This is a genomic window from Hirschia maritima DSM 19733, from assembly GCF_000378345.1.
Taxonomy (GTDB): Bacteria; Pseudomonadota; Alphaproteobacteria; order Caulobacterales; family Hyphomonadaceae; genus Hirschia; species Hirschia maritima.
In genome coordinates this window covers 401,749-421,137 of sequence record NZ_KB899544.1, presented here as the reverse complement: position 1 = coordinate 421,137, position 19,389 = coordinate 401,749, and the positions used below count along the sequence as shown (strand labels likewise).

Sequence of the window (19,389 nt, the reverse complement as noted above, 5' to 3'; positions counted from 1 at the left end):
AGTTCACTTAAATTCCAGACGAGTATCACAAAGAAAATCTGAATAAAGGAAAGTTCTCATGACCTATGTTTCTGGGTTTCTAATTCCGGTGCCCAAGTCCAATAAAGAACGATACACAGAACTCGCCAAGCTAAGCTGGCCGCTTTTCAAAGAGTATGGCGCAATCAGCGTTCAAGAAAATTGGGAGAATGATGTACAAGATGGCGAAACGACTTCTTTTCCGATGGCAGTAAAACGACAATCTGATGAAAGCATCGTGTTTAGCTGGATAACGTGGCCCGATAAAAAAACAGCCGACGCTTGCTGGGCATCGTTCGAAACAGATCCACGTTGGGAAGCAATGAAAGAAATGCCATTTGATGGAAAGAGAATGATTTTCGGTGGCTTCGATACAATTTTCAAAGCTTGATAAGAAAAAGGCCACTCCCAATCGAGGGAGCGGCCTTTTACAGAAACAACTAAGTACAGAAAAACTTATGCGAGAGCTGGCTCAAGCTTCTTACATGCTTCGATAAGCACGTTCACAGCAGAGATAGATTTCTCCATCATTTCTTTTTCTGAATCATCCATTGGGAATTCAATTACTTTTTCAGCACCTTCGGCACCAATCACAACTGGAACACCAACATACATGTCGTTTTGACCGTACTCACCTGATAGGTATGCAGCTGAAGGAAGAACGCGTTTTTGGTCTTTCAGGTAAGATTGAGCCATTGCGATCGCTGATTCAGCAGGTGCATAGTAAGCAGAACCTTTTTCCAGAAGCGCAACGATTTCACCACCACCTTTACGCGTACGCACAACCATAGCATCTAGGTCTTCTTGCGAAAGCATGCCGTTTTCAACAAGAACGTTTAGCGGCAAACCACCAACTGTTGAATAACGAACCATTGGAACCATGTCGTCGCCGTGACCACCAAGCGTCCAAGCGCGAATGTCTTTCACAGATACGCCAAGCTTTTCAGACAGGAAGTAAGCAAAACGAGCTGAATCAAGAACACCAGCCATACCAACAACTTTGTTTGTTGGAAGACCTGAGAACTTTTGTAGTGCCCAAACCATCGCATCAAGAGGGTTTGTAATACAAATAACGAAAGCGTTTGGTGCGTGTGTTTTGATACCTTCAGCCACCTGCTTCATAACACCTAGGTTTTTACCGATAAGGTCATCACGGCTCATACCAGGCATACGTGGGAAACCAGCTGTCACAATACAAACATCAGCGCCTGCTATGTCTGCGTATGAATCTGTACCCGCTAATGCAGCGTCAGAACCGAAAACAGTTGTAGCTTCAGCCATGTCCAGAGCTTTACCCTTAGCTACACCGCCGAAGATATCGAACAATACAACATCACCAAGCTCTTCACGAGCTGCGATGTGTGCCAATGTTCCACCGATCATTCCTGCGCCGATCATTGCAATCTTTTTGCGTGCCATAGGGAGGTTCTCCTGTTTTTGTAGTGCATCACGACTTGCCTTACCGGCGATACCGCCAAAAAGTTTACCAAGCATGATTCATGTCCCAAAATCTGTAATTTATGTGCGGACAGTTAGCCCAGCTTGCTCTCAAGAGCAATATTTAAAAGAATTTCCTATCGTCGCAGGGGCACCCCACACCTGATATCGCTTCGGTTCACAAGCTTGTGATTTAGAAAATCGCGCAATTTGTACCATTCTCATGAATGAATATTTTGATTTGGAGGGAAACAATGAAACGTCACACTTTACTCGCTAGCGCCAGCTTAATTTTGATACTTACCGGCTGCACGGCAACTACTACAGACACAACAAGCCCAAAAGCTGCGTCCGTCAATTTCTCTAGCCTCCTTATAGACGCCAATCGTCCTGCTGAAGACGCTAAAGACGATGCGAACCGAAAACCAGAAGCAGTTATGAAATTCATGGGTGTATCATCCGGGCAAACCATATTTGAAATGGAAGCTGGTGGCGGATATTATACCGAACTGTTTTCAAGGGCCGTTGGCACAAACGGTAAGGTCTACATGCAAAACCCCCAAGGGTTTGATGGCTTCCTAGGTGACGCTGACGATAAAAGATTGGCTGAAAACCGTCTTCCAAACGTAGAATACGTAAGAACGCAGTTCGACAACCTACCCGCTGAAACAGCAAGTGTTGATATCGTATCTTGGTTTCTTGGACCTCATGAAATCTATTTTGTTCCAGAAGGCACAGAAGGTTTTGGAGACGCTTCAAAAACATATGCTGAAATCGCGCGTATTCTAAAAGATGATGGCGTTTTTATCGCGATTGACCATGTTGCACCTGAGGGTTCTGGCAAACAAGCTGGGCAAGACTTACACCGCATCGAACAATCTATAATTGTCGAAGAAGCAAAAGCGGTTGGCCTAGAATTGGTTGAAAGCAGCCAAATTCTTGAAAATTTGGAAGACCCGCTCTCAATTAGCCCGTTCGATCCAAGTGTTCGACGTAAAACACATCGTTTTTTGTTAAAGTTCAAAAAAAGCAACTGACCCGTTGCTAGCCGACCTAAAAATTGACCCGAGATGAGTTAATCTCGGGTCAAAATGACTGTGATCAATTTACAGGCCGCAAAACACTAAAATACAACTCAAGAGGTATGAATTCTCTATTTTGGGGAATTCGAGCATCAAAAAAAACGCATCACAGTAAATATTTACCCTTCCCGTCACAACTCTGTCGTTCCATAATGATACATACATGATCAAATATGATGCTGAGGGGCATATCATGAATACAATTGGAAACATCTTCAAAGCATGCTTTAAAGGCCTGCTAACAGTAGCTTTCGTGTTGAGTATTTGGGCAGTTCTTTCTCGTTACTTTCCTGAAATACAACAATCCGCACTTCAAATGAGTGATCAACTCCTCCAGAAGGCGCTTCCACTATTGGGCAGCCAACAGGATGCTGTAAGCAATTCCTTGCTAACTCCGACATCAGTATTTGTGATCGCGTTGACTGTGCTAAGTCGCTTCTTTGTTGTGGACTTCCTTTCAGGATTGTTCTCCGGAATTGGAAAACTATCAAATAGCAATGAAGATACGCGCTCAGCCAAAGAGTTGATGAAAGCAGGCGAGAAAGAAAATAAAGCTCGCGAGAAACAAGAACGAAAAGAAGCTGAAAAGGCGGCTAAGGAAGCTGAAAAATTAGCAAAACTTGAAGCAAAACAAGCTGAAGAAACCGCAAAGGCTGAAGCAAAAGCAGCTAAGAAGGCTGCTAAATCCGAAGCAAAAGCCGAAACAGCTCAAGAAGATGACCGCGACGCGACAACTATAGTCGCAGCAACTGCCGCCACCGCTGCTGCTGCAGCGGCCGTCGCCGCTGATAAAATAACTGACACTTTTGAAGAAGCATCTTCTGAAGATCTAGAAACGCCAGAAATATCAGATGACATCACATTGGAGGCAGCCTCTGCTGCTGCTGCGATTTCTGACCTACCCACAGCAGAAGAATCTGATATCGCTGACTTAGATATGTCGTCTCTAGAGGAAATTCCTCAATCTGAAGCGACGAATACAATTGAGGAAGTTGCTGAATTACCGGAAATCGAAGATGTTGCCGACCTCACTGAACCGACTTTAGCAGAAACCGCGAGCAAGGAAGAAGCTGCTCCTCTTCCAGAGCCGGAATTGGAAGCACCGGCACCAGAAGTTTCACTTCCGGAACTAGAAACTGAAGCATTGCCTGAAGTGGAAGAGAGCCCGGAATTAGTTGTCGAAGAAATCGCAGCTGAGACTGCTGAATTGGAGGTAGACGCTCCAATATTAGACGAACTTGAGGTGCCAGAATTAAATAGCCAAGAACTGCCTCAAGCGGATGCTATCGATGAAGTCACCGATACGATTGCAGCAGCGGATGTTTCTACCGAAATTGAAGCTGACCTTCCTGAAATTACAGATGAACTCCCAGAGATAGATAACGACCTTCCTGAGATAGATGCGGATCTAGATCTACCAGAAGAGATAGAAGCAGCAGCGGAACTCGTCGCTGTGGAAGAAACAAGTTTAGAATTACCTGATGACGAACCTGTAGCTGACGCTTTGTCTGAACTTGGTGATTATCCGTCAGATGCTGAATTATCTGCACCTCTTGAAGCGGTAGAGACTGAAGCGATTGAAGACATTCCTGAGCTTGAAGGCATGGACGAAATTCCAGATATCACCGACCTTCCCGACCTTCCCGACACACCGGAAGTCGAAGATATGTTAGCTGATGATTTGCTAGAAGATTTACCAGATATCGATGATGTCGACCCATTAAAAATTAACTAGGTGACAATCTGTGAAGCCCGCTTGAGCCAAGCGGGCTTTTCAATTTAGGAGTCTTTTTCAGATGCTTGCCGTTCGGCCGCAAGATATTCACTCGATCTCATTTCATGCAAACGACTAACTGTTCGCAAAAATTCGAATGAACCATCTCCCTCAGGATACAAATTCCCCGGCTCATCTTCAGCGCTCATCACCAGTTTTGTACGCGCCTCATACAAAGCATCCACAAGCGTCACAAACCGTTTAGCTGCATTTCGATTTGCCGGTGTCAGGATCGGAACATGAGATAGAAAAACAGTATGAAAGCGTCTGGCAATACTCAAATAATCTGCAGCTCCTAACGGCCTGTCGCACAATTCCGTAAAATTAAAGAAAGCACATCCCGCAGCATGGCGTTGCACGGGAACCCTCCTTCCCTGTACGTTCAGTTCCTCACTCTGATCAGCGACACCAGTTGTTAAGCGCTTCCAAGATGTTTCCAGCGCCGCCTCAGCTTCATCATTCAATGGTGAATAATAAACAGGCGCTGTGATCAATCGCTCTAATCTATAATCCTGATCTGATTGTAATTCGATGACTTCCAACTTGTCCTTGATCATGTTTATGAACGGAACAAACAATTGGCGATTAATGCCGCCCTTATACAATTCATCTGGATGCCTATTAGATGTGGCAACGACTACAACATCACGCTTCCACAACTGCTCAAACAAACGCCCCAAAATCATTGCATCAGCTATGTCTGTGACATAAAACTCATCAAAGCACAGCAATTTAGCTCTATCTGCTATTCTCTTAGCTGCTGGCGCAATTGGATCATCGCCGGCACCTTTTACAAAGGCAGTGTGCTTTTTTCTCTCTTTAGGATCGAACTTTCTCCATTGAGAAATAAACTCATGCGTTTCCAACATAAAATCATGGAAATGAGTTCGCATGGAAGGTTTTAATGTCGCGTGATCATGAAACAGGTCCATCAGCATTGACTTCCCTCGCCCGACACCACCCCAAATATACAAACCCTTGGGGTAAATTGGTTTGGAAAACCATCCAGATTTCACCTGTGAAAGATCATTGGCCAACTTGTCAAAGCGCTGAGCCATGTAGGCTTGAGCAGAGTCTGCTTTCAACTCGCCGGCATCTACTCTTGCTTTATAATCTTGATACAGCTCAACCATGCCAATGCCCATAATATCAACACCCAAATCAGTCGAGTGCTGAATGTAAAAATGCCAATAAAAAAAGGCCAAACATTCATTGTTTGACCTTTCTACATGATTCGTATGAAGCGCTACTAAGCCGCCGCACCTTCGGGATCATTTTCTCCCATTACATCCAACAAAAAGTTGTAAAACTTGTCAGGGTAACGGCTAAATTCGTTAAGTGCCAAATCTTCCTTTGCGATTGCCTTAGGAGAGCAATTACGTCCAACCTTGCACAAGAAATCAACCATTGATTGACGCTTTTCACTGGCCGAGACAACACCAATTCGATAATCACCCATGCTTGCAACACGTGTAACGGTTGTGTCTTCATCCATTGAATCTGGCAATCTCAAGTCAAGCATAACCAAGTCAAATCGCTCTAGACGCAGTTTACGTTCCGCCTCCATAAGCGATCCTGCCATTACTAGATCCACTGGCAAACGCTGCCTTGTCGCTGACGCCCCTGCTGCCAGTAACATTTCGCATGCCTTAGGATGATCTTCTACCCATAGAACTTTCACGCAGATGTCTCCTTACCCCTCTAAGCCGTTCTTATGCATTTTTGTTACAGTACAGTAAATAGGTTAACTGCTGAAATCTATATAAAAGTTCTTAATCTTAATACTGGTAGAACAACTAACCCAATTGAACTTATTAGCTTTTTGGGAATTCTCAAAATCAATCAAGATTTGGATTTTTTTGCTTCATAATTTCGTGATGGCACACCATATAGGCTAAAATCCAACTCTATTTCGTCATGAAACACCCCATCAAACAACAATTTCTTCCAAAAATCAGGAAAGACTTAGAAAGAGAATAGATAAAGTATAGAATCAAATAACGAATACCGAACATCTATAATTGTGAACAAACTTTTGCTGTTCAAACAATCTATTCTGTTGTTGGCATTTGCCTTCACACTGTGTACATGAAGGCAAATACTTTATATGTACTCGGAATCTACGATATTCTTTTAGTTTGCTCTCCCGAAAGACCATACCAATCCAGATCGCGGGTTTTCCACATTGTAAATGCAATGGCAGCAAAACTAGCAATAGAGCCAACTAGCAACGCATAATCTTGCATGCGCATCAAAACATAAATCAGCGCATAGAGCGAAGTGAACACAATAAAGGCATTTATCTGAGCTTCTTTTCCACCAAACACTGCACCAGCATAAAGCGACAGCGCCAATACCGTTGCAGTTGCGGCGAATATAAACCCAAGCGTAAATCCAGCGTGCTCGGATACACCCAATAACAACAGATAAAACACAGCCTGAGCTAAACCAACCAACACATATTGTGCTGGGTGCGCCCTGACGGAACTAGTCGTCTCAAATAGGAAATATGCCAGAAACACCAATCCAACAAACATGGGAGCATATTTTAAGGCCCGCATGACTGATTGATACGGAGACGCTTCATCTAATAAACTCAGGCCCATATTTGAGTTCACGAGATTAAATAACTGAAGATCTCCTCCAGAAGCCTCTACACCTCTTGCAAGGTATGGCACTCTCCAAACGGCAGAAAAACCTGCATCCGTTACTTCTCTATCTGCTGGTAAAAAGCCGCCTTCAAAACTAGGCGCAGCCCAATCCCCAGTTAGGCTGATTTCAGAGTTTTGCGCGAATGCGGCAAACCCCATTCTTTGGGCACCTGTCAGGCGCATACTCGCCTTCAAGTCAAAAACAACATTTTCATTCAGTTCAACGCCTTTAATCCCGCCAACCATATCCGACAAAGAGCTGGCTAATGTGTTATTGCCGGGGCCCAGACTGATTATCTCTTTTCCAATTTCCACAAGAACTTCGTCTTTCACACCTCTCAAATCCGACATTCCCATATGGATACGCGCTTCATCCCATAGAAGCTTTGCGCCACGAGGCCGATTCAGCATCGCCTGCTCCAAATCAAAGCTGGCGTCAAATTCAACTTTGACATCAAATACTGGTACGCGATGCAGTCCGCGTTTTAGCATTTCAGTTTTTAAATCTGCGCTGGCTTTTCCTTTTTTGGCGTAGACAACGAATTGCCCTGTCTTCTTCCTCTGGACATCAACCATTGCTCCATTGAGGCCAGTCGGTGCTCGCTCCGTAATCATTTGCTCATAAGGAACAGATAGAACGGGGCCCAACACAACTTGTTGTCCGCCTCGTGCATGACTAACCTCACGCACCGCTTTGTCAGCATTGCTAGAGCGCTCATGAACAAGCCCCCAAACAAACATGGTCGGTATCGCCATTAATAAAGCGAGCCCACATACCAAAAGCAATTTCAAACCAAATGAACGGTTGGGTATATAAGCAGCTACATTCAATCGTGTCCGATTTCGATCTGCTTCCTCTCCGGAAACATCATTATTATCATCTTCCATATCATCCCTCTATCAACATGAAATTGTTTTCAGCCCCACAAATTGAAATATGACTATTTGTTCAGACTAAATTGTGATCCATAAAAGGCAAATTGCGAACAGTTTAAGGAATCTTGGAGACAATAAATGAAATTAGATGACTATAATGATTTCTGCCGTTCCATCCCAAACACTACCCATGTCGTGCAATGGGGAGAAGCTCATGTCTGGAAAATTGGCGGAAAAGTATTTGCCGTAGGGGGCTGGAATAAAGACATTAGTCCCGATGATACAAACCATGTTTGCGTCAGCATCAAAGTCTCAGAAATGGCTTGGGAAATTCTCAAAGAAAGCCCTGGCTGTCGCCCTGCACCATATCTAGCCTCACGCGGTATGAAATGGATACAGCGCACCGGCGATGAAACGCTCAGCGTTGAAGAATTTAAAAGCTATATAAAACAAAGCCACGACATCGTCGCTGCAGGCCTCACCAAGAAACTACAACGCGAATTGGGACTGCTTGAATAAGCAGCCCCGTTCTGTTTACACTTGAAGCTCGGCCAGCAATTCATCCATAAGATTGAAGCCCATGCCCCAACCACCGCCCATGCGATCTTTCATGTTGGCAAACATTTCAATTTCTGCAGCGGATGCGTTGTGTGGCTCCCAAACAAAGCGTAATTTCGTAACGCCGCCGTCTTCCGTAAACTCTGCAATAGTCAGCAATGTGGATGGCCAATCCGGCATCATGGGCGAAGCGATTATATTCCAATTTTCATCTGTCGTTGACATCAACATACTCAGCAAATCCTCAGGGTTAACATCCTGAAAAACTGCTTTGCTGAACATGGAGCCCTTCTCCATACGCATTTCATTGAGCCATTCACCACCTGTTTTCAATTCAAACTTATGAATGACGGTTTCAATATTGGGCCCATACCAGCGGGCCAATAATTCTGGATTTGTCCAGCACTTCCAGACAAGGCTTTTCGGTGCTTTGAATTCCCGATCAATCACCAATTGCGGTAGTTCAGTCATTGGGTCACTCCCCCTTTTTTTGCGAGGCCAGATTGACCTCTTCAGTCTTCAATTCTTCCAACAAAACATCAAGCTGATCAAAACTCGTCAGCCAGAATTCTTTGTATTGCTCCAGCCAATTTACCGCCTCTTTCATCGGCTCCGCCTTTAAACTAGATAACCGCCTTTGCTTATCTATCCGGCGCCCAATCAACCCTGCTTTTTCTAACACTTTCAAATGTTTGGATATTGCCGGCTGGCTCATTTCAAATGGCTCTGCCAAATCACCGACTGCTGCATCTCCGGAAGCCAATCGCGCGATAATCCCGCGACGCGTCGGATCCGCTAACGCAGAAAACACCGCATCCAAATTCACTTGCTCATTTGTATAACCAACACGTTCCATAACTATATGGTTATATTAAAAATTTCATGCTGACAAGTAGCAAATCAGATCATCTTGCCCTTGCCATTTGACGCCGAAGGAAATCTCGGTATTTTCCAGCCTCATTGCGCACAATAAGGATGATCGCCATGTTTAATTACCCAGATGATTTTGATGGTGAAATGCTTAGCCATATTCGCGATAGCGGATCTGAAATGGATCAACCTATGGTGATTGATTTTGCCATCGATGCTCATCCAAAGAAAACCGCTGAAGCAGTCGCAACTGCATGTGAAAACGCTCTCAAAGAAAAAGGCTATCAAGTTGAAATTGTTGCACCTGATGATAGCGACCCCGAAGATAACCGATGGAGCGTATATTGCTCTATCCATATGATCCCTGTGTATGACGAAATCGTACAAATCCAGAAAGACCTTCAAGCTATCGCAGAGCCCGTGGGCGGTGCAGCCGATGGATGGGGAACTTTTGGCAACGCACCTGAGAACAGTTAATCCATGAACCATCCACATATTGATCTAAAACCAGAAGAAGAAATCATCTGGAATGCGCCAATCGATACCCAAATTATGAACGGTATCAATAATAGAAGCCGGTTGATTTATGGAAGCTTGGCGGGAGCAATGCTCTTACTTGCTTTATATATGCTAATACTGTTCGCAAACGGATTTTGGGGCGTTACCGAAAATATTCGCACATCTCGCTTGATCGCAACTGTGATTACCGGCCCTGCAGTGCTAATTGCCCTCGTCGCGCTTTGGGCTTTTGTCGAACGTTTCAGGCTAACTGGCTCCCACACTATGCCTGCTCACTATTTCGTCACCAATCAACGCGCGATATCCACACGCGATAATGGTGAAATATTTGACGAAGTAGATGTATCAGAAATCTCCCACACACAAATCGATGGACAAGGCCAAACTCAACTACTGATGTTAGCTAGATCAAATGATGAAAGCGACACTGACGAAGCGCGCAAACCACCCTTTTTGTTCGTCCATTTGGAAGACCTACAAGCCGTGAAAGCTTTGGTGGATGGATTTCTACCGACAGAAACCTGATCTGATATCATGATATCTTTTTAAGAGATTGAAGGACACCTTCAGTCAATTCGATATTTTTTGAAGATCCGGAGATTGCAGCTTTAGTATCCTCTTTCAACGATGAGAAATCTTCCCGCAGCCTGTTTATACGGGATACATTTTCTTGTGCGTTGGCGGAATTTTTCTGCAGGTTTGATAACGCAGTTCCAACTGTTTCAGCAACACGATCAGTTGACTGATTGATGGCGCTACTTTCTGCTTCAACATGCTCTAAAGAATTGCCCAACTCAGCGATTTTTATCGACATTGTTTGTGTGGATGCGCCCAATTCGCTGATCAACGCATTGATATCATCCGCTGCATTTGCAGATGATTGAGACAATTGCTTCACCTCATTGGCAACAATATTAAATCCACGTCCCGCCTCGCCAGCACGTGCTGCTTCAATTGCGGCATTCAGCGCTAACAAATTTGTCCGAGATGCAATTTCAGACACCTTAGCAGTCATCTCGTTAATGCGAGAGAACGTGGTTTCGAACTCACCAACAGCCTGCTCTGTTAATTGACGGTCTGCATTCGCCTTCTCAACAGCGTCCAAACTCTTTCTAACGGATTCCGAGGCATCAAATACGATTTGGTTTGTGTTTTCAAACATCGTGATATCTTGAGAGAGGCTATCAACTTCGGACTTTAAGTCTTCCACAAATCCATCTGCAAAATCTATCGCGTTTTGAATATGTTGTTCTCTCTCTCGTGATCGCGTGTTTACCTTCACTGCGGTAGCTCGAATAACGCCGACTTCATCTCCTACTTTTTGAAGAATTTGTTTCTCGTCATCACGCGGTTTCAAATGCTGAGCATTGGTCGAATCTACATTTGCCGAATCAGCAGCTTCATCAACAATGATTGCCCGAGTACTAGTTTGAGCACTATCAGTTTTAGCCACCAACATCGCGGCATTCTGTATGCTTGTTCTGGCTGATATAATTGAAACCACAAATACAACAGCCAAAGTCAACAACGCGCTCAATGGATCAAACGAAGCGCCCCCCAAAAGGGCCTGCCCCTGATGGATACAAACCAATATTGCTCCACCTATTGCGGTGACAATGATCGCATTTCGTAAATTCGAAACCATAAAAAACCTCAGCCGGAATTTCCTAATTACTTACAATTCCCACCATTTTGTTAAGTTTTTGTTTAAGTTTAATCACTGCGACACCTGAAATTGGTAATTGATTACAGGTCGAACACGCCTAAGATAACTCCAATCTTCAAAGGAGCTAATTTTGAAAAAAGAAATACGGCCCCTTTCGCAATGCCCTCTCAAAATTCAGTCAACAATACGCCAATGCCCCACAAATCTTCTGCCTTTGGTATCGCAATTAAGAGACCTAATCCTCAGAACGGCCGCATCAAACCCTGACATCGGCCCACTCACTGAAACGCTCAAATGGGGACAATTATCCTATCTCACCGAACAAACTAAAAGCGGCACAACATTACGCCTTGGATGGGATATGGAGAATGCGGCTTTCGTTTCATTGTTTGTTCATTGCCAAACAAGCCTCGTTGGCGAATGGCGCGACCTCTATGAAGATCAGCTTACTTTGATAGGTAATCGAGAACTAAGAATAGCAACCGACACCCCCCTTCCAACGGATGCTATTACACATTGCATAACGATGGCGCTGACTTATCATTCCCGCAAACGGAAGTGAGACAACCAAACCACAATTGACCAACCTGAACAAACAGGTATTTTCTCCCTTATCCGAGAGGCGCGTATGGATAGGGTTTAAGGGGAAATATTATTCATGAGTCACAATACAAATGAGTCAAACAGCATTAACTGGGAAGCAGGGCCCAACAATAACTTTTCTTTCAAATTTCAATTTATTAGAGCAATCACATTGGTTGTGACCAATCTTCTAGTGTACTGGATTGCTAGGTTAATATTTTTGCGATCACCTTTAGATTTATATGATTGCTTCGCAGTTTTTTTGATAGTTGTTATTGTTGCAATCAAGGTTATTCTTGAAGTGCCCAACATAAAAAAATCAAGATTTATCATTTCTAAAAATCAAATAGTCATAAAGATCGAAGGCACAGATAAAATGGCAGTTCTAGTGCCAGAAGACATAAAATTCATAAAAACGTACAATTTCGATCCCAGCTTTCTTATTCTTCACCCCGCCAAGTCAGGTGGAAAAAAATTGAAATCTGCAAAGATAAAACATGTACTTCTTGTGTACGCAGATCATCAAAAACTAAAACAATTAAAACATATCCTGAACTCCGATATGCTTATCCGGATAAGCGGAGAAACAAAGGACAAAAATAGCCCCCACCTTCCTTCTCCCAATTGACCCACCGGAATAATCAGGTATCTTCCTTCTCATCCGAGGGGCGCGTATGGTTAAGCGCTGAGATGGGGACACCTCCCCAGCACCCTTTGAACCTGATCCGGTTTGTGCCGGCGTAGGAACGGATTTGGGGCAGACGGAAAGCCACCACCCTTCCACGCTGAAGCAGGCCGCTAACCATAATTACTGGGTCCTGCACTGTTATGAACAAACCAACAAACCAATCTGAATTTGAAACACCTAAAGTGACGACTGGCCCGCTGCCTAGCTCTCGCAAAGTGTACACAAATCCAAAGGCGGACCCGACATTGCGCGTGCCCCGCCGCGAGATCGACCTGCACCCAAGCGCGAATGAACCGCCAGTGCCTGTGTATGACACATCTGGCCCCTATTCTGACCCATCCGTTGAGATCGACGTTGAAAAAGGTTTGGCTCGTGAGCGTACTGCTTGGGTATTAGAGCGCGGAAATGTCGAAGAATATGAAGGCCGCGACATCAAAATCGAAGACAATGGCGGCGCGACAGGTAAACACCTTGCCCGCGAATTCCCCACCAAACACAAGCCTCTTCGCGGTGTTGGCGATGGCCCAATCACACAGCTCGAATTTGCCCGCGCTGGCATCATCACGAAAGAGATGATCTACATCGCCGAGCGCGAAAATATGGGCCGCCAAGAAGCTGTTGAAAATGCTGCTGAAACAGTGGCACAAGGCGAAAGCTTTGGCGCAGAAATTCCAGAATTCATCACTCCAGAATTCGTGCGTGACGAAATCGCCAAAGGCCGCGCGGTTATCCCATCCAACATCAACCACCCAGAGCTTGAGCCACAAATCATTGGTCGCAACTTCCTTGTGAAGATTAACGCCAACATTGGTAACTCTGCTGTGGCCTCTTCTGTGGAAGAAGAAGTGGAAAAAATGGTCTGGGCTACGCGTTGGGGTGCAGACAATGTGATGGACCTGTCCACAGGCCGCAACATCCACAACACACGTGAATGGATTTTGCGTAACTCTCCTGTACCAATCGGGACAGTGCCAATCTACCAAGCTTTGGAAAAAGTGAACGGCATTGCCGAAGACCTAACATGGGAAGTCTACCGCGACACATTGATCGAACAATGTGAGCAAGGCGTCGACTATTTCACCATCCACGCCGGTGTACGCTTGGCTTACATCCACCTCACCGTGAACCGCACATGTGGTATCGTATCGCGTGGTGGTTCCATCATGGCCAAATGGATGCTGACCCACCACAAGGAAAGCTTCCTCTACACCCACTTTGAAGAAATCTGTGACATCATGCGCAAGTATGACGTGACATTCTCTCTGGGTGATGGCTTGCGTCCGGGTGCTGTGGCAGATGCCAATGACCGCGCCCAATTTGCAGAGCTTGAAACACTTGGCGAACTCACAAAAATTGCTTGGACCAAAGGCTGTCAGGTGATGATTGAAGGCCCGGGTCACGTGCCAATGCACAAGATCAAGGTCAACATGACCAAGCAACTCAAAGAATGTGGTGAAGCACCCTTCTATACGCTTGGCCCCCTCACAACAGATATCGCGCCAGGTTATGACCACATCACATCTGGTATCGGTGCGGCTATGATTGGTTGGTATGGTACAGCAATGCTGTGTTACGTGACCCCAAAAGAACACCTTGGCTTGCCAGATCGTGACGATGTAAAAGTGGGTGTGATCACATACCGCCTGGCCGCCCACGCAGCAGACCTTGCCAAAGGCCACCCCGCAGCGCAAATTCGCGATGATGCTTTATCACGTGCACGTTTTGAGTTCCGCTGGGAAGATCAGTTCAACCTCGCGCTGGACCCTGAAACAGCCCGTGATTTCCACGACCAGACATTGCCAAAAGATGCGCACAAAGTCGCGCACTTCTGCTCTATGTGTGGCCCGAAATTCTGTTCCATGAAGATCACGCAAGACGTGCGCGATTATGCTGACACACTCTCAGACAATGAGAAAAAAGCCCTCCAATTGGAAGCCGAACAAGGCATGGCGCAAAAGTCTCAGGAATTCGTCGAAAAAGGCGGAGAAATCTACCTCAGCGAGTCAGGCGAAAAACGCGAGCCGATTGATTAAGACTTTAGCGCCTTATCCATGCGTCATCCCCGGCGGCTCCGCCGTCAGGGGATCCAACTCCCGAAATAGCAAAACTCTAAAGGCGTCGAAAGTTCAGGAGCTGGATACCCAGATGAGCAAGCTCATCGGGCATGACCGTTGGTTGTTGCTCATCTCCACCGAGCAACAACCAACGGTCATCCCAAACTTGATTTGGGATCCACTCTTCAACGCAAGCTAGTGTAGATAAGTGGATCCCTGCCTCCGCAGGGATGACAGTGTTAGCTTGTCTACTCACCCAAATCACCACCCATTTTCCCCGCGCAGGCGGGGATCTAGGCCAAGATATAAAGCCGCGCTTTGCGCGACATTTCCCTATGTCTGGATCCCAGATCAAGTCTGGGAATACGGATATTTCAAGATTGCGACTTTGTGATAAACAAATTAATCAAAGCTCGCTTAATTTAGTGCTCTGCGCCGCCCTCCGCTTGAGTTTATGCGACGACGGAATCGGTTCCTCCTCAAGTGGAATGAGCTTTCCATCATCATCAATATCGTCAATATCAAATACACCAATCTCATTCGCTCGAACTAACAAAGCCTGCCATTTATTCTCTTGAAATTCACTTTTCAGATATGCACGTTTCACCACATAGTACGGGTTATAAAAAATCGCATAAGACAGCTCGCCAATCGGCCCCGACTTTACCCCTATAAAACCTAAGTTAGCCAACCGTTGAACTCGATCCTTCCAAGTCCGCAAAGCTCGCTGCCCCTCAAATCCAGCGTGAAACGCCATCTCCTCAGGACGATTAAGAGTTAAAAAATACTCATCTCGAAGTCTTGACCACATTTCCAAATATGTACGACTTACTGGAAACCCTTTTCCAGACAAATCATCCATGATGCTCATCATCAAAGGCATCAACCTAGGGAGCGCAACCCACCCTTCATTCTGCTTATCCCACAATTCATTCACATCAAGCTCGGGCCACAATTTAGAGCGCGCCTCTATTTGACGCCTCAATACATCTTTATGTCTTCGTCGGGACATATTCACCTCCTATAAAAAACAAAGAAAGGTTTGGACGCTTTCCTCTAACAGTACTAGTTGTTAAATCCCGGATAAAGTTCAACCAGAGATACTACTAGCTTTGGACACCAGCTAACTCCGTACGTTCCCGATAATTTATTTATAGGACACTCAAGACGAAAAGTCGAATGCCAAGTTCAGGTATAGATGGCACAACAAAACGCAATATATACCAAACTGAGATAGTGAGTTCGCTTAAAAACAGCATACTTAATATATGAGATGGATTATATATATAGATCAAGATCCACAATCACCTGAAAATAAACAAATTATTTATAACAATACGGTATCCGGGTATCGTGTCTCGTAGTATCTAGGTATCACGGTATCGTGTATTGGGATCGATAAGGGGTATTAGGGAACGAGTATATAAACTCAAACAGGTTTTATTGTATCTAAATTATGTCACCGTAGGATCGCTCCCCGACATATGAACAATACTCCCCATTGCCCCATACGCCATCCAACGCTATCAACTCGGCATGACAGATATATCCCGCCTAGACGCGCTTGAGATGCGGATCGTTCATCAGGACGAGACGATTGAAGAGCTAAATGCCACTGTGATGGAGCAATGGAAGCTGATCGAGAAGCTTCAGCGCCAGATAGAGCGCATGGAAGAAAGCGCAGGCTCAAGCGCGGATGCGCCGCCAGCACACCAGCCGCCGCCGCATTATTAGGGTTTGTTTGGTCCAAGCAGTGCCTACGACAAATACTGTCATCCCAGTGCAGACTGGGATCCACTCATCGATAGTGACTAGCTTTTAAGACTGATGAAAATCGGTTTGACTCGTAACTCATAATTCCTCCTTGGAAAAGCTAGCCATGTGTAAACCGTGGATCCCAAATCAAGTTTGGGATGACAATAAAGTAAAACTAATCCCCCTCCCTCACATCACTGCACATACTGCCCTCATCTTCTCATCGCATTGTGTGGGCGGAAATTGCGCGACCGACTTGGCATTTCTGATGAGAGGACTGATATCCTGAGGGGACTCGCCGGTCTTTAGCTTCGGTAGACCGGAAAGAGCTTTTGGGCGCTGTACCAGAAAGGGAACCAGAGGAGGTACGCTTCCCTGGCTGAGGTTCATGGAGCCTCTGTAAGACAGGTCTTCACTGCGGACAAAATATCAGGTGAGGCGTTGCCAGAGGCAGCTACTTCTACTGCTGGAGCGATCCAGCTATCATTATCGCTGTTAATGGCAACGCCTTGCAGCCCATTTATGCATACTCTCGCATCGGCAATCGATGGCGGAGATATTTGTGCATAAAAAACGACGGATTGAACTACCCCTCCTCGTATAACTCATATCAAAGACGAAAGACGGAGGATAATATGCCAAGCAATGCACTCAAATCACTCGTGATCGCAGGAATATTGGGCTGCGGACTTACCATGCCCGCAATGGCAAAACCAGTCGCGGTTAAGTCTGTCACGAAAGTTGTTGTGGTGAAGAAGGCCCCAGCTGTGAAACGCGCCAAGGTGACCAAAGTGGCTGTTGCGCCCAGAGGTGTGGTTGTCCAAAAAGCTGTTGTTGTGAAAAAACAAACACCAATTCGTAAAGCCGTGCGCCGCACGATACGAAGCGCATTAAACGATTAATCATTACGTTTCTAACTAGCGGTACCCAGTCCCTCCCTAAAACTACCGCTAGTTTTCAGAGGTCGAGATCCGGCGAAATCCCCCCAACCTGCCGGATCTCGATTCCTTTATTTTAGGAAGTATATTTGGCTGTAACGCTTTCAATAGCATCAACAATTTTCTTTATTTTGATGTCATCCAAACCATCTGCTTGAGGCGCAGCTATCTGACCACTATCATTGTCAAAATATTGGCCGGATGCATTCGCAAACTCATCGGAAAGACTGGTTCGACATAAAATATCAACGCCTATGTTGATATCATTTCCTGCCATTCCAAAACCTTCTTTCACCATTTTACTGGCGAGCAATGATCCAGGATTCACGGCAATAAACACGCGGTTTTCATCTTTGTGTTTTTCCGCCATCGCACGTGTCCACATTGTGATGGCAAGCTTGCTCTGCGCATAGGCCGCCATATCATCAAGCGGTTGATCACCAAGCATAGCGGCCACGTTCACCTCTGCTTGGGCAGCGGATGAAAGATTTATAATTCGCCCTTGCGCGGACATGATTGGCAATAGCTTTTGCGTCAACAAATAAGGGGCAAACGTATTGACGACAAACCGAGTATCAAACCCGTCTGGTGTAAGCGGAGCAGACGTTTTCAATACTCCAGCATTGTTGATAACCACATCGATCATTTTATGGTCTGCTAGAATATTGTCTGCCATTTTAGCGACGTCATCCAGTTGGGACATGTCAGCAATATAGCTCTCAACACTTCCCAATTCTGACAATTGCAATTTCACTTTTTGCAATTTCTCCGGATTACGCCCATGAAGCAAAACTGTATGCCCCTCACTCACAAGACGTCTTGCTGTTTCCAGCCCAATTCCATCTGTCGCACCGGTTAATAGTATTGTCTTGCTCATATCATTTCTCACAATTGTTCTTTTATCTCGGCCACAAGTTCCATGGAACGTAACCGCGCTTTAGGATCGTAAAAGGCCGAAGTCATGATGATCTCATCTGGCTTTAGCCGTTCGAGAAACGGCTTAAGGTCTTCGACAACTTGCTCTTTCGTTCCGACAGCACTCGCTGCCAACATCATATCCGTTTGTTGTTGAATTTGAGGTGGAATTTCCAAGTTTTCAGCGGGCGCAGGCAGTTGTGCGCGGTTCCCTGTAACCATTCGTACAAATGCCTGCTGCAAAGATGAAAAATGATACTCTGCTTCGCTTTGAGTGTCCGCAGCAAACACATTGGCAGCAAACATGAAGTGCGGTTTTGCCAAATACTGAGAAGGTTTAAATGCCTGACGATACAATTCCACAGCAGGCACTAATTGCTGTGGCGCAAAATGAGATGCAAATGCATATGGCAATCCCAATTCTGCTGCCAATTGCGCACCATAGAGGCTAGAACCCAAAATCCACACAGGAACTTTAGTCCCCTCCCCAGGAACCGCCACTATTCTGGCGGATGGATTGGGAACGTCCAAATAGCTCAGCAGCTCTGCGACATCTCCGCCGAAATTGTCTCCAGCATGTTTGTTACGCCGCATTGCGCGCATTGTTTCCTGATCACCACCGGGTGCTCGGCCCAATCCCAAATCAATTCTATCCGGATACAAAGTTGCCAATGTTCCAAATTGCTCAGCTATGGCAAGTGGCGAATGGTTAGGCAACATAATACCACCTGCTCCCAAACGAATAGTCTTAGTTTGGGCCGCAATGTGGGAGATGAGAACAGATGTCGCGGAACTGGCCACTCCCCGCATATTGTGATGTTCAGCATACCAAACACGATCATAATTCAATATTTCAGCCGCTTTTGCCAACTCAACTGAGTCAGCAAATGTTCTGGTGGAGTTGCTGCCTTCAACGATGTGCGCAAGATCTAGAATGGAAATTGGAATCATTATTCTGGCCTAAAAACTAAATTCTGATCCACTCTATATGTTGACGTTGTATTCT

At 45.4% G+C, this 19,389-nt stretch carries 22 protein-coding genes and 1 riboswitch; of the genes, 11 read left to right on the top strand and 11 right to left on the bottom strand.

Features of this window, described 5'->3' with window-relative positions; translation table 11 throughout:
- Positions 1 to 58: 58 nt before the first annotated feature.
- Positions 59 to 409 (top strand): DUF1428 domain-containing protein, encoded by a 351-nt coding sequence (locus F551_RS0101870; RefSeq protein ID WP_018995777.1) that lies wholly within the window; start codon positions 59 to 61, stop codon positions 407 to 409.
- 65 nt (positions 410 to 474) lie between these two features.
- Here the strand turns inward: F551_RS0101870 and mdh are convergent, their stop codons facing one another.
- Entirely contained in the window at positions 475 to 1,437 is a 963-nt protein-coding gene (mdh, locus tag F551_RS0101865; RefSeq protein ID WP_026296597.1) for a malate dehydrogenase, read from the bottom strand.
- A 272-nt stretch (positions 1,438 to 1,709) separates the two neighbouring features.
- Here mdh and F551_RS17010 point away from each other — a divergent pair, with 272 nt between their 5' ends.
- Positions 1,710 to 2,492, top strand: a complete 783-nt coding sequence (locus F551_RS17010) for a class I SAM-dependent methyltransferase (protein WP_018995775.1) — start codon at positions 1,710 to 1,712, stop codon at positions 2,490 to 2,492.
- A 238-nt stretch (positions 2,493 to 2,730) separates the two neighbouring features.
- Positions 2,731 to 4,272 (top strand): hypothetical protein, encoded by a 1,542-nt coding sequence (locus tag F551_RS0101855; RefSeq protein WP_018995774.1) that lies wholly within the window; start codon positions 2,731 to 2,733, stop codon positions 4,270 to 4,272.
- Positions 4,273 to 4,316: 44 nt separating this feature from the next.
- Here F551_RS0101855 and zapE read toward each other — a convergent pair whose 3' ends face one another.
- From zapE to creD, 3 genes are all read right to left on the bottom strand, one after another.
- A complete protein-coding gene (zapE, locus tag F551_RS0101850; RefSeq protein ID WP_233355187.1) occupies positions 4,317 to 5,456 on the bottom strand; it encodes a cell division protein ZapE in 1,140 nt (379 codons plus the stop codon).
- Between the two features lie 104 nt (positions 5,457 to 5,560).
- Positions 5,561 to 5,992 (bottom strand): response regulator, encoded by a 432-nt coding sequence (locus tag F551_RS0101845; protein ID WP_026296595.1) that lies wholly within the window; start codon positions 5,990 to 5,992, stop codon positions 5,561 to 5,563.
- 439 nt (positions 5,993 to 6,431) lie between these two features.
- Positions 6,432 to 7,850, bottom strand: a complete 1,419-nt coding sequence (creD, locus tag F551_RS0101835) for a cell envelope integrity protein CreD (RefSeq protein WP_018995770.1) — start codon at positions 7,848 to 7,850, stop codon at positions 6,432 to 6,434.
- A 126-nt stretch (positions 7,851 to 7,976) separates the two neighbouring features.
- On the opposite strand from creD, the gene F551_RS0101830 reads away from it, so the two are divergent.
- Positions 7,977 to 8,357 carry an MmcQ/YjbR family DNA-binding protein gene (locus F551_RS0101830; RefSeq protein ID WP_018995769.1) on the top strand — a complete coding sequence of 127 codons (381 nt, stop codon included), beginning with the start codon at positions 7,977 to 7,979 and terminating at the stop codon, positions 8,355 to 8,357.
- Between the two features lie 15 nt (positions 8,358 to 8,372).
- Here the strand turns inward: F551_RS0101830 and F551_RS0101825 are convergent, their stop codons facing one another.
- Together F551_RS0101825 and F551_RS0101820 are read right to left on the bottom strand one after the other, a co-directional pair.
- A complete protein-coding gene (locus tag F551_RS0101825; protein WP_018995768.1) occupies positions 8,373 to 8,867 on the bottom strand; it encodes an SRPBCC family protein in 495 nt (164 codons plus the stop codon).
- A gap of 4 nt (positions 8,868 to 8,871) precedes the next feature.
- Positions 8,872 to 9,252, bottom strand: coding sequence for an ArsR/SmtB family transcription factor (locus F551_RS0101820; RefSeq protein ID WP_018995767.1), 381 nt, complete (start codon positions 9,250 to 9,252; stop codon positions 8,872 to 8,874).
- 128 nt (positions 9,253 to 9,380) lie between these two features.
- On the opposite strand from F551_RS0101820, the gene F551_RS0101815 reads away from it, so the two are divergent.
- Both F551_RS0101815 and F551_RS0101810 read left to right on the top strand, forming a co-directional pair.
- Positions 9,381 to 9,743: a ribonuclease E inhibitor RraB gene (locus F551_RS0101815; RefSeq protein WP_018995766.1), complete on the top strand. Its 363-nt coding sequence runs from the start codon at positions 9,381 to 9,383 to the stop codon at positions 9,741 to 9,743.
- Between the two features lie 3 nt (positions 9,744 to 9,746).
- Positions 9,747 to 10,310 carry a hypothetical protein gene (locus tag F551_RS0101810; protein ID WP_018995765.1) on the top strand — a complete coding sequence of 188 codons (564 nt, stop codon included), beginning with the start codon at positions 9,747 to 9,749 and terminating at the stop codon, positions 10,308 to 10,310.
- 7 nt (positions 10,311 to 10,317) lie between these two features.
- Here the strand turns inward: F551_RS0101810 and F551_RS0101805 are convergent, their stop codons facing one another.
- Positions 10,318 to 11,430, bottom strand: coding sequence for a methyl-accepting chemotaxis protein (locus F551_RS0101805; protein WP_018995764.1), 1,113 nt, complete (start codon positions 11,428 to 11,430; stop codon positions 10,318 to 10,320).
- A gap of 151 nt (positions 11,431 to 11,581) precedes the next feature.
- Between F551_RS0101805 and F551_RS17255 the strand changes: the two genes are divergently transcribed.
- From F551_RS17255 to thiC, 3 genes are all read left to right on the top strand, one after another.
- Positions 11,582 to 12,013: a DUF1801 domain-containing protein gene (locus tag F551_RS17255; protein WP_169334115.1), complete on the top strand. Its 432-nt coding sequence runs from the start codon at positions 11,582 to 11,584 to the stop codon at positions 12,011 to 12,013.
- A gap of 96 nt (positions 12,014 to 12,109) precedes the next feature.
- Positions 12,110 to 12,661, top strand: a complete 552-nt coding sequence (locus F551_RS0101800; protein WP_018995763.1) for a hypothetical protein — start codon at positions 12,110 to 12,112, stop codon at positions 12,659 to 12,661.
- Between the two features lie 26 nt (positions 12,662 to 12,687).
- Positions 12,688 to 12,797: riboswitch (TPP riboswitch) on the top strand.
- 64 nt (positions 12,798 to 12,861) lie between these two features.
- Positions 12,862 to 14,754: a phosphomethylpyrimidine synthase ThiC gene (gene thiC, locus F551_RS0101795; RefSeq protein ID WP_018995762.1), complete on the top strand. Its 1,893-nt coding sequence runs from the start codon at positions 12,862 to 12,864 to the stop codon at positions 14,752 to 14,754.
- 76 nt (positions 14,755 to 14,830) lie between these two features.
- On the opposite strand, the gene F551_RS0101790 is transcribed toward thiC, so the two are convergent.
- Together F551_RS0101790 and F551_RS16060 are read right to left on the bottom strand one after the other, a co-directional pair.
- Entirely contained in the window at positions 14,831 to 15,031 is a 201-nt protein-coding gene (locus F551_RS0101790; protein WP_155825716.1) for a hypothetical protein, read from the bottom strand.
- 150 nt (positions 15,032 to 15,181) lie between these two features.
- Positions 15,182 to 15,787, bottom strand: coding sequence for a hypothetical protein (locus F551_RS16060; protein WP_018995760.1), 606 nt, complete (start codon positions 15,785 to 15,787; stop codon positions 15,182 to 15,184).
- Positions 15,788 to 16,311: 524 nt separating this feature from the next.
- On the opposite strand from F551_RS16060, the gene F551_RS0101780 reads away from it, so the two are divergent.
- A complete protein-coding gene (locus F551_RS0101780; RefSeq protein ID WP_018995759.1) occupies positions 16,312 to 16,509 on the top strand; it encodes a SlyX family protein in 198 nt (65 codons plus the stop codon).
- A gap of 656 nt (positions 16,510 to 17,165) precedes the next feature.
- Positions 17,166 to 17,432: a hypothetical protein gene (locus F551_RS0101770; RefSeq protein WP_018995757.1), complete on the top strand. Its 267-nt coding sequence runs from the start codon at positions 17,166 to 17,168 to the stop codon at positions 17,430 to 17,432.
- Positions 17,433 to 17,544: 112 nt separating this feature from the next.
- Here F551_RS0101770 and F551_RS0101765 read toward each other — a convergent pair whose 3' ends face one another.
- Together F551_RS0101765 and F551_RS0101760 are read right to left on the bottom strand one after the other, a co-directional pair.
- Positions 17,545 to 18,345, bottom strand: a complete 801-nt coding sequence (locus tag F551_RS0101765; protein WP_018995756.1) for an SDR family NAD(P)-dependent oxidoreductase — start codon at positions 18,343 to 18,345, stop codon at positions 17,545 to 17,547.
- An 8-nt stretch (positions 18,346 to 18,353) separates the two neighbouring features.
- The gene (locus tag F551_RS0101760) at positions 18,354 to 19,334 is read right to left on the bottom strand and encodes an LLM class flavin-dependent oxidoreductase (protein ID WP_018995755.1); all 981 of its coding nucleotides are present in this window, start codon (positions 19,332 to 19,334) and stop codon (positions 18,354 to 18,356) included.
- Between the last annotated feature and the right edge of the window lie 55 nt (positions 19,335 to 19,389).

Bases quoted from the DNA above. Each gene is read 5' to 3' on its own strand.
- F551_RS0101770 (WP_018995757.1), top strand. From the start codon at position 17,166: ATGCCAAGCAATGCACTCAAATCACTCGTGATCGCAGGAATATTGGGC.
- F551_RS0101765 (WP_018995756.1), bottom strand. From the start codon at position 18,345: ATGAGCAAGACAATACTATTAACCGGTGCGACAGATGGAATTGGGCTG.
- F551_RS0101855 (WP_018995774.1), top strand. From the start codon at position 2,731: ATGAATACAATTGGAAACATCTTCAAAGCATGCTTTAAAGGCCTGCTA.
- F551_RS0101800 (WP_018995763.1), top strand. From the start codon at position 12,110: ATGAGTCACAATACAAATGAGTCAAACAGCATTAACTGGGAAGCAGGG.
- F551_RS0101805 (WP_018995764.1), bottom strand. From the start codon at position 11,430: ATGGTTTCGAATTTACGAAATGCGATCATTGTCACCGCAATAGGTGGA.
- F551_RS0101780 (WP_018995759.1), top strand. From the start codon at position 16,312: ATGACAGATATATCCCGCCTAGACGCGCTTGAGATGCGGATCGTTCAT.
- F551_RS0101815 (WP_018995766.1), top strand. From the start codon at position 9,381: ATGTTTAATTACCCAGATGATTTTGATGGTGAAATGCTTAGCCATATT.
- zapE (WP_233355187.1), bottom strand. From the start codon at position 5,456: ATGGGCATTGGCATGGTTGAGCTGTATCAAGATTATAAAGCAAGAGTA.
- creD (WP_018995770.1), bottom strand. From the start codon at position 7,850: ATGGAAGATGATAATAATGATGTTTCCGGAGAGGAAGCAGATCGAAAT.
- F551_RS0101820 (WP_018995767.1), bottom strand. From the start codon at position 9,252: ATGGAACGTGTTGGTTATACAAATGAGCAAGTGAATTTGGATGCGGTG.
- mdh (WP_026296597.1), bottom strand. From the start codon at position 1,437: ATGGCACGCAAAAAGATTGCAATGATCGGCGCAGGAATGATCGGTGGA.
- F551_RS17010 (WP_018995775.1), top strand. From the start codon at position 1,710: ATGAAACGTCACACTTTACTCGCTAGCGCCAGCTTAATTTTGATACTT.
- thiC (WP_018995762.1), top strand. From the start codon at position 12,862: ATGAACAAACCAACAAACCAATCTGAATTTGAAACACCTAAAGTGACG.
- F551_RS0101825 (WP_018995768.1), bottom strand. From the start codon at position 8,867: ATGACTGAACTACCGCAATTGGTGATTGATCGGGAATTCAAAGCACCG.
- F551_RS0101810 (WP_018995765.1), top strand. From the start codon at position 9,747: ATGAACCATCCACATATTGATCTAAAACCAGAAGAAGAAATCATCTGG.
- F551_RS0101830 (WP_018995769.1), top strand. From the start codon at position 7,977: ATGAAATTAGATGACTATAATGATTTCTGCCGTTCCATCCCAAACACT.
- F551_RS16060 (WP_018995760.1), bottom strand. From the start codon at position 15,787: ATGTCCCGACGAAGACATAAAGATGTATTGAGGCGTCAAATAGAGGCG.
- F551_RS0101870 (WP_018995777.1), top strand. From the start codon at position 59: ATGACCTATGTTTCTGGGTTTCTAATTCCGGTGCCCAAGTCCAATAAA.
- F551_RS0101760 (WP_018995755.1), bottom strand. From the start codon at position 19,334: ATGATTCCAATTTCCATTCTAGATCTTGCGCACATCGTTGAAGGCAGC.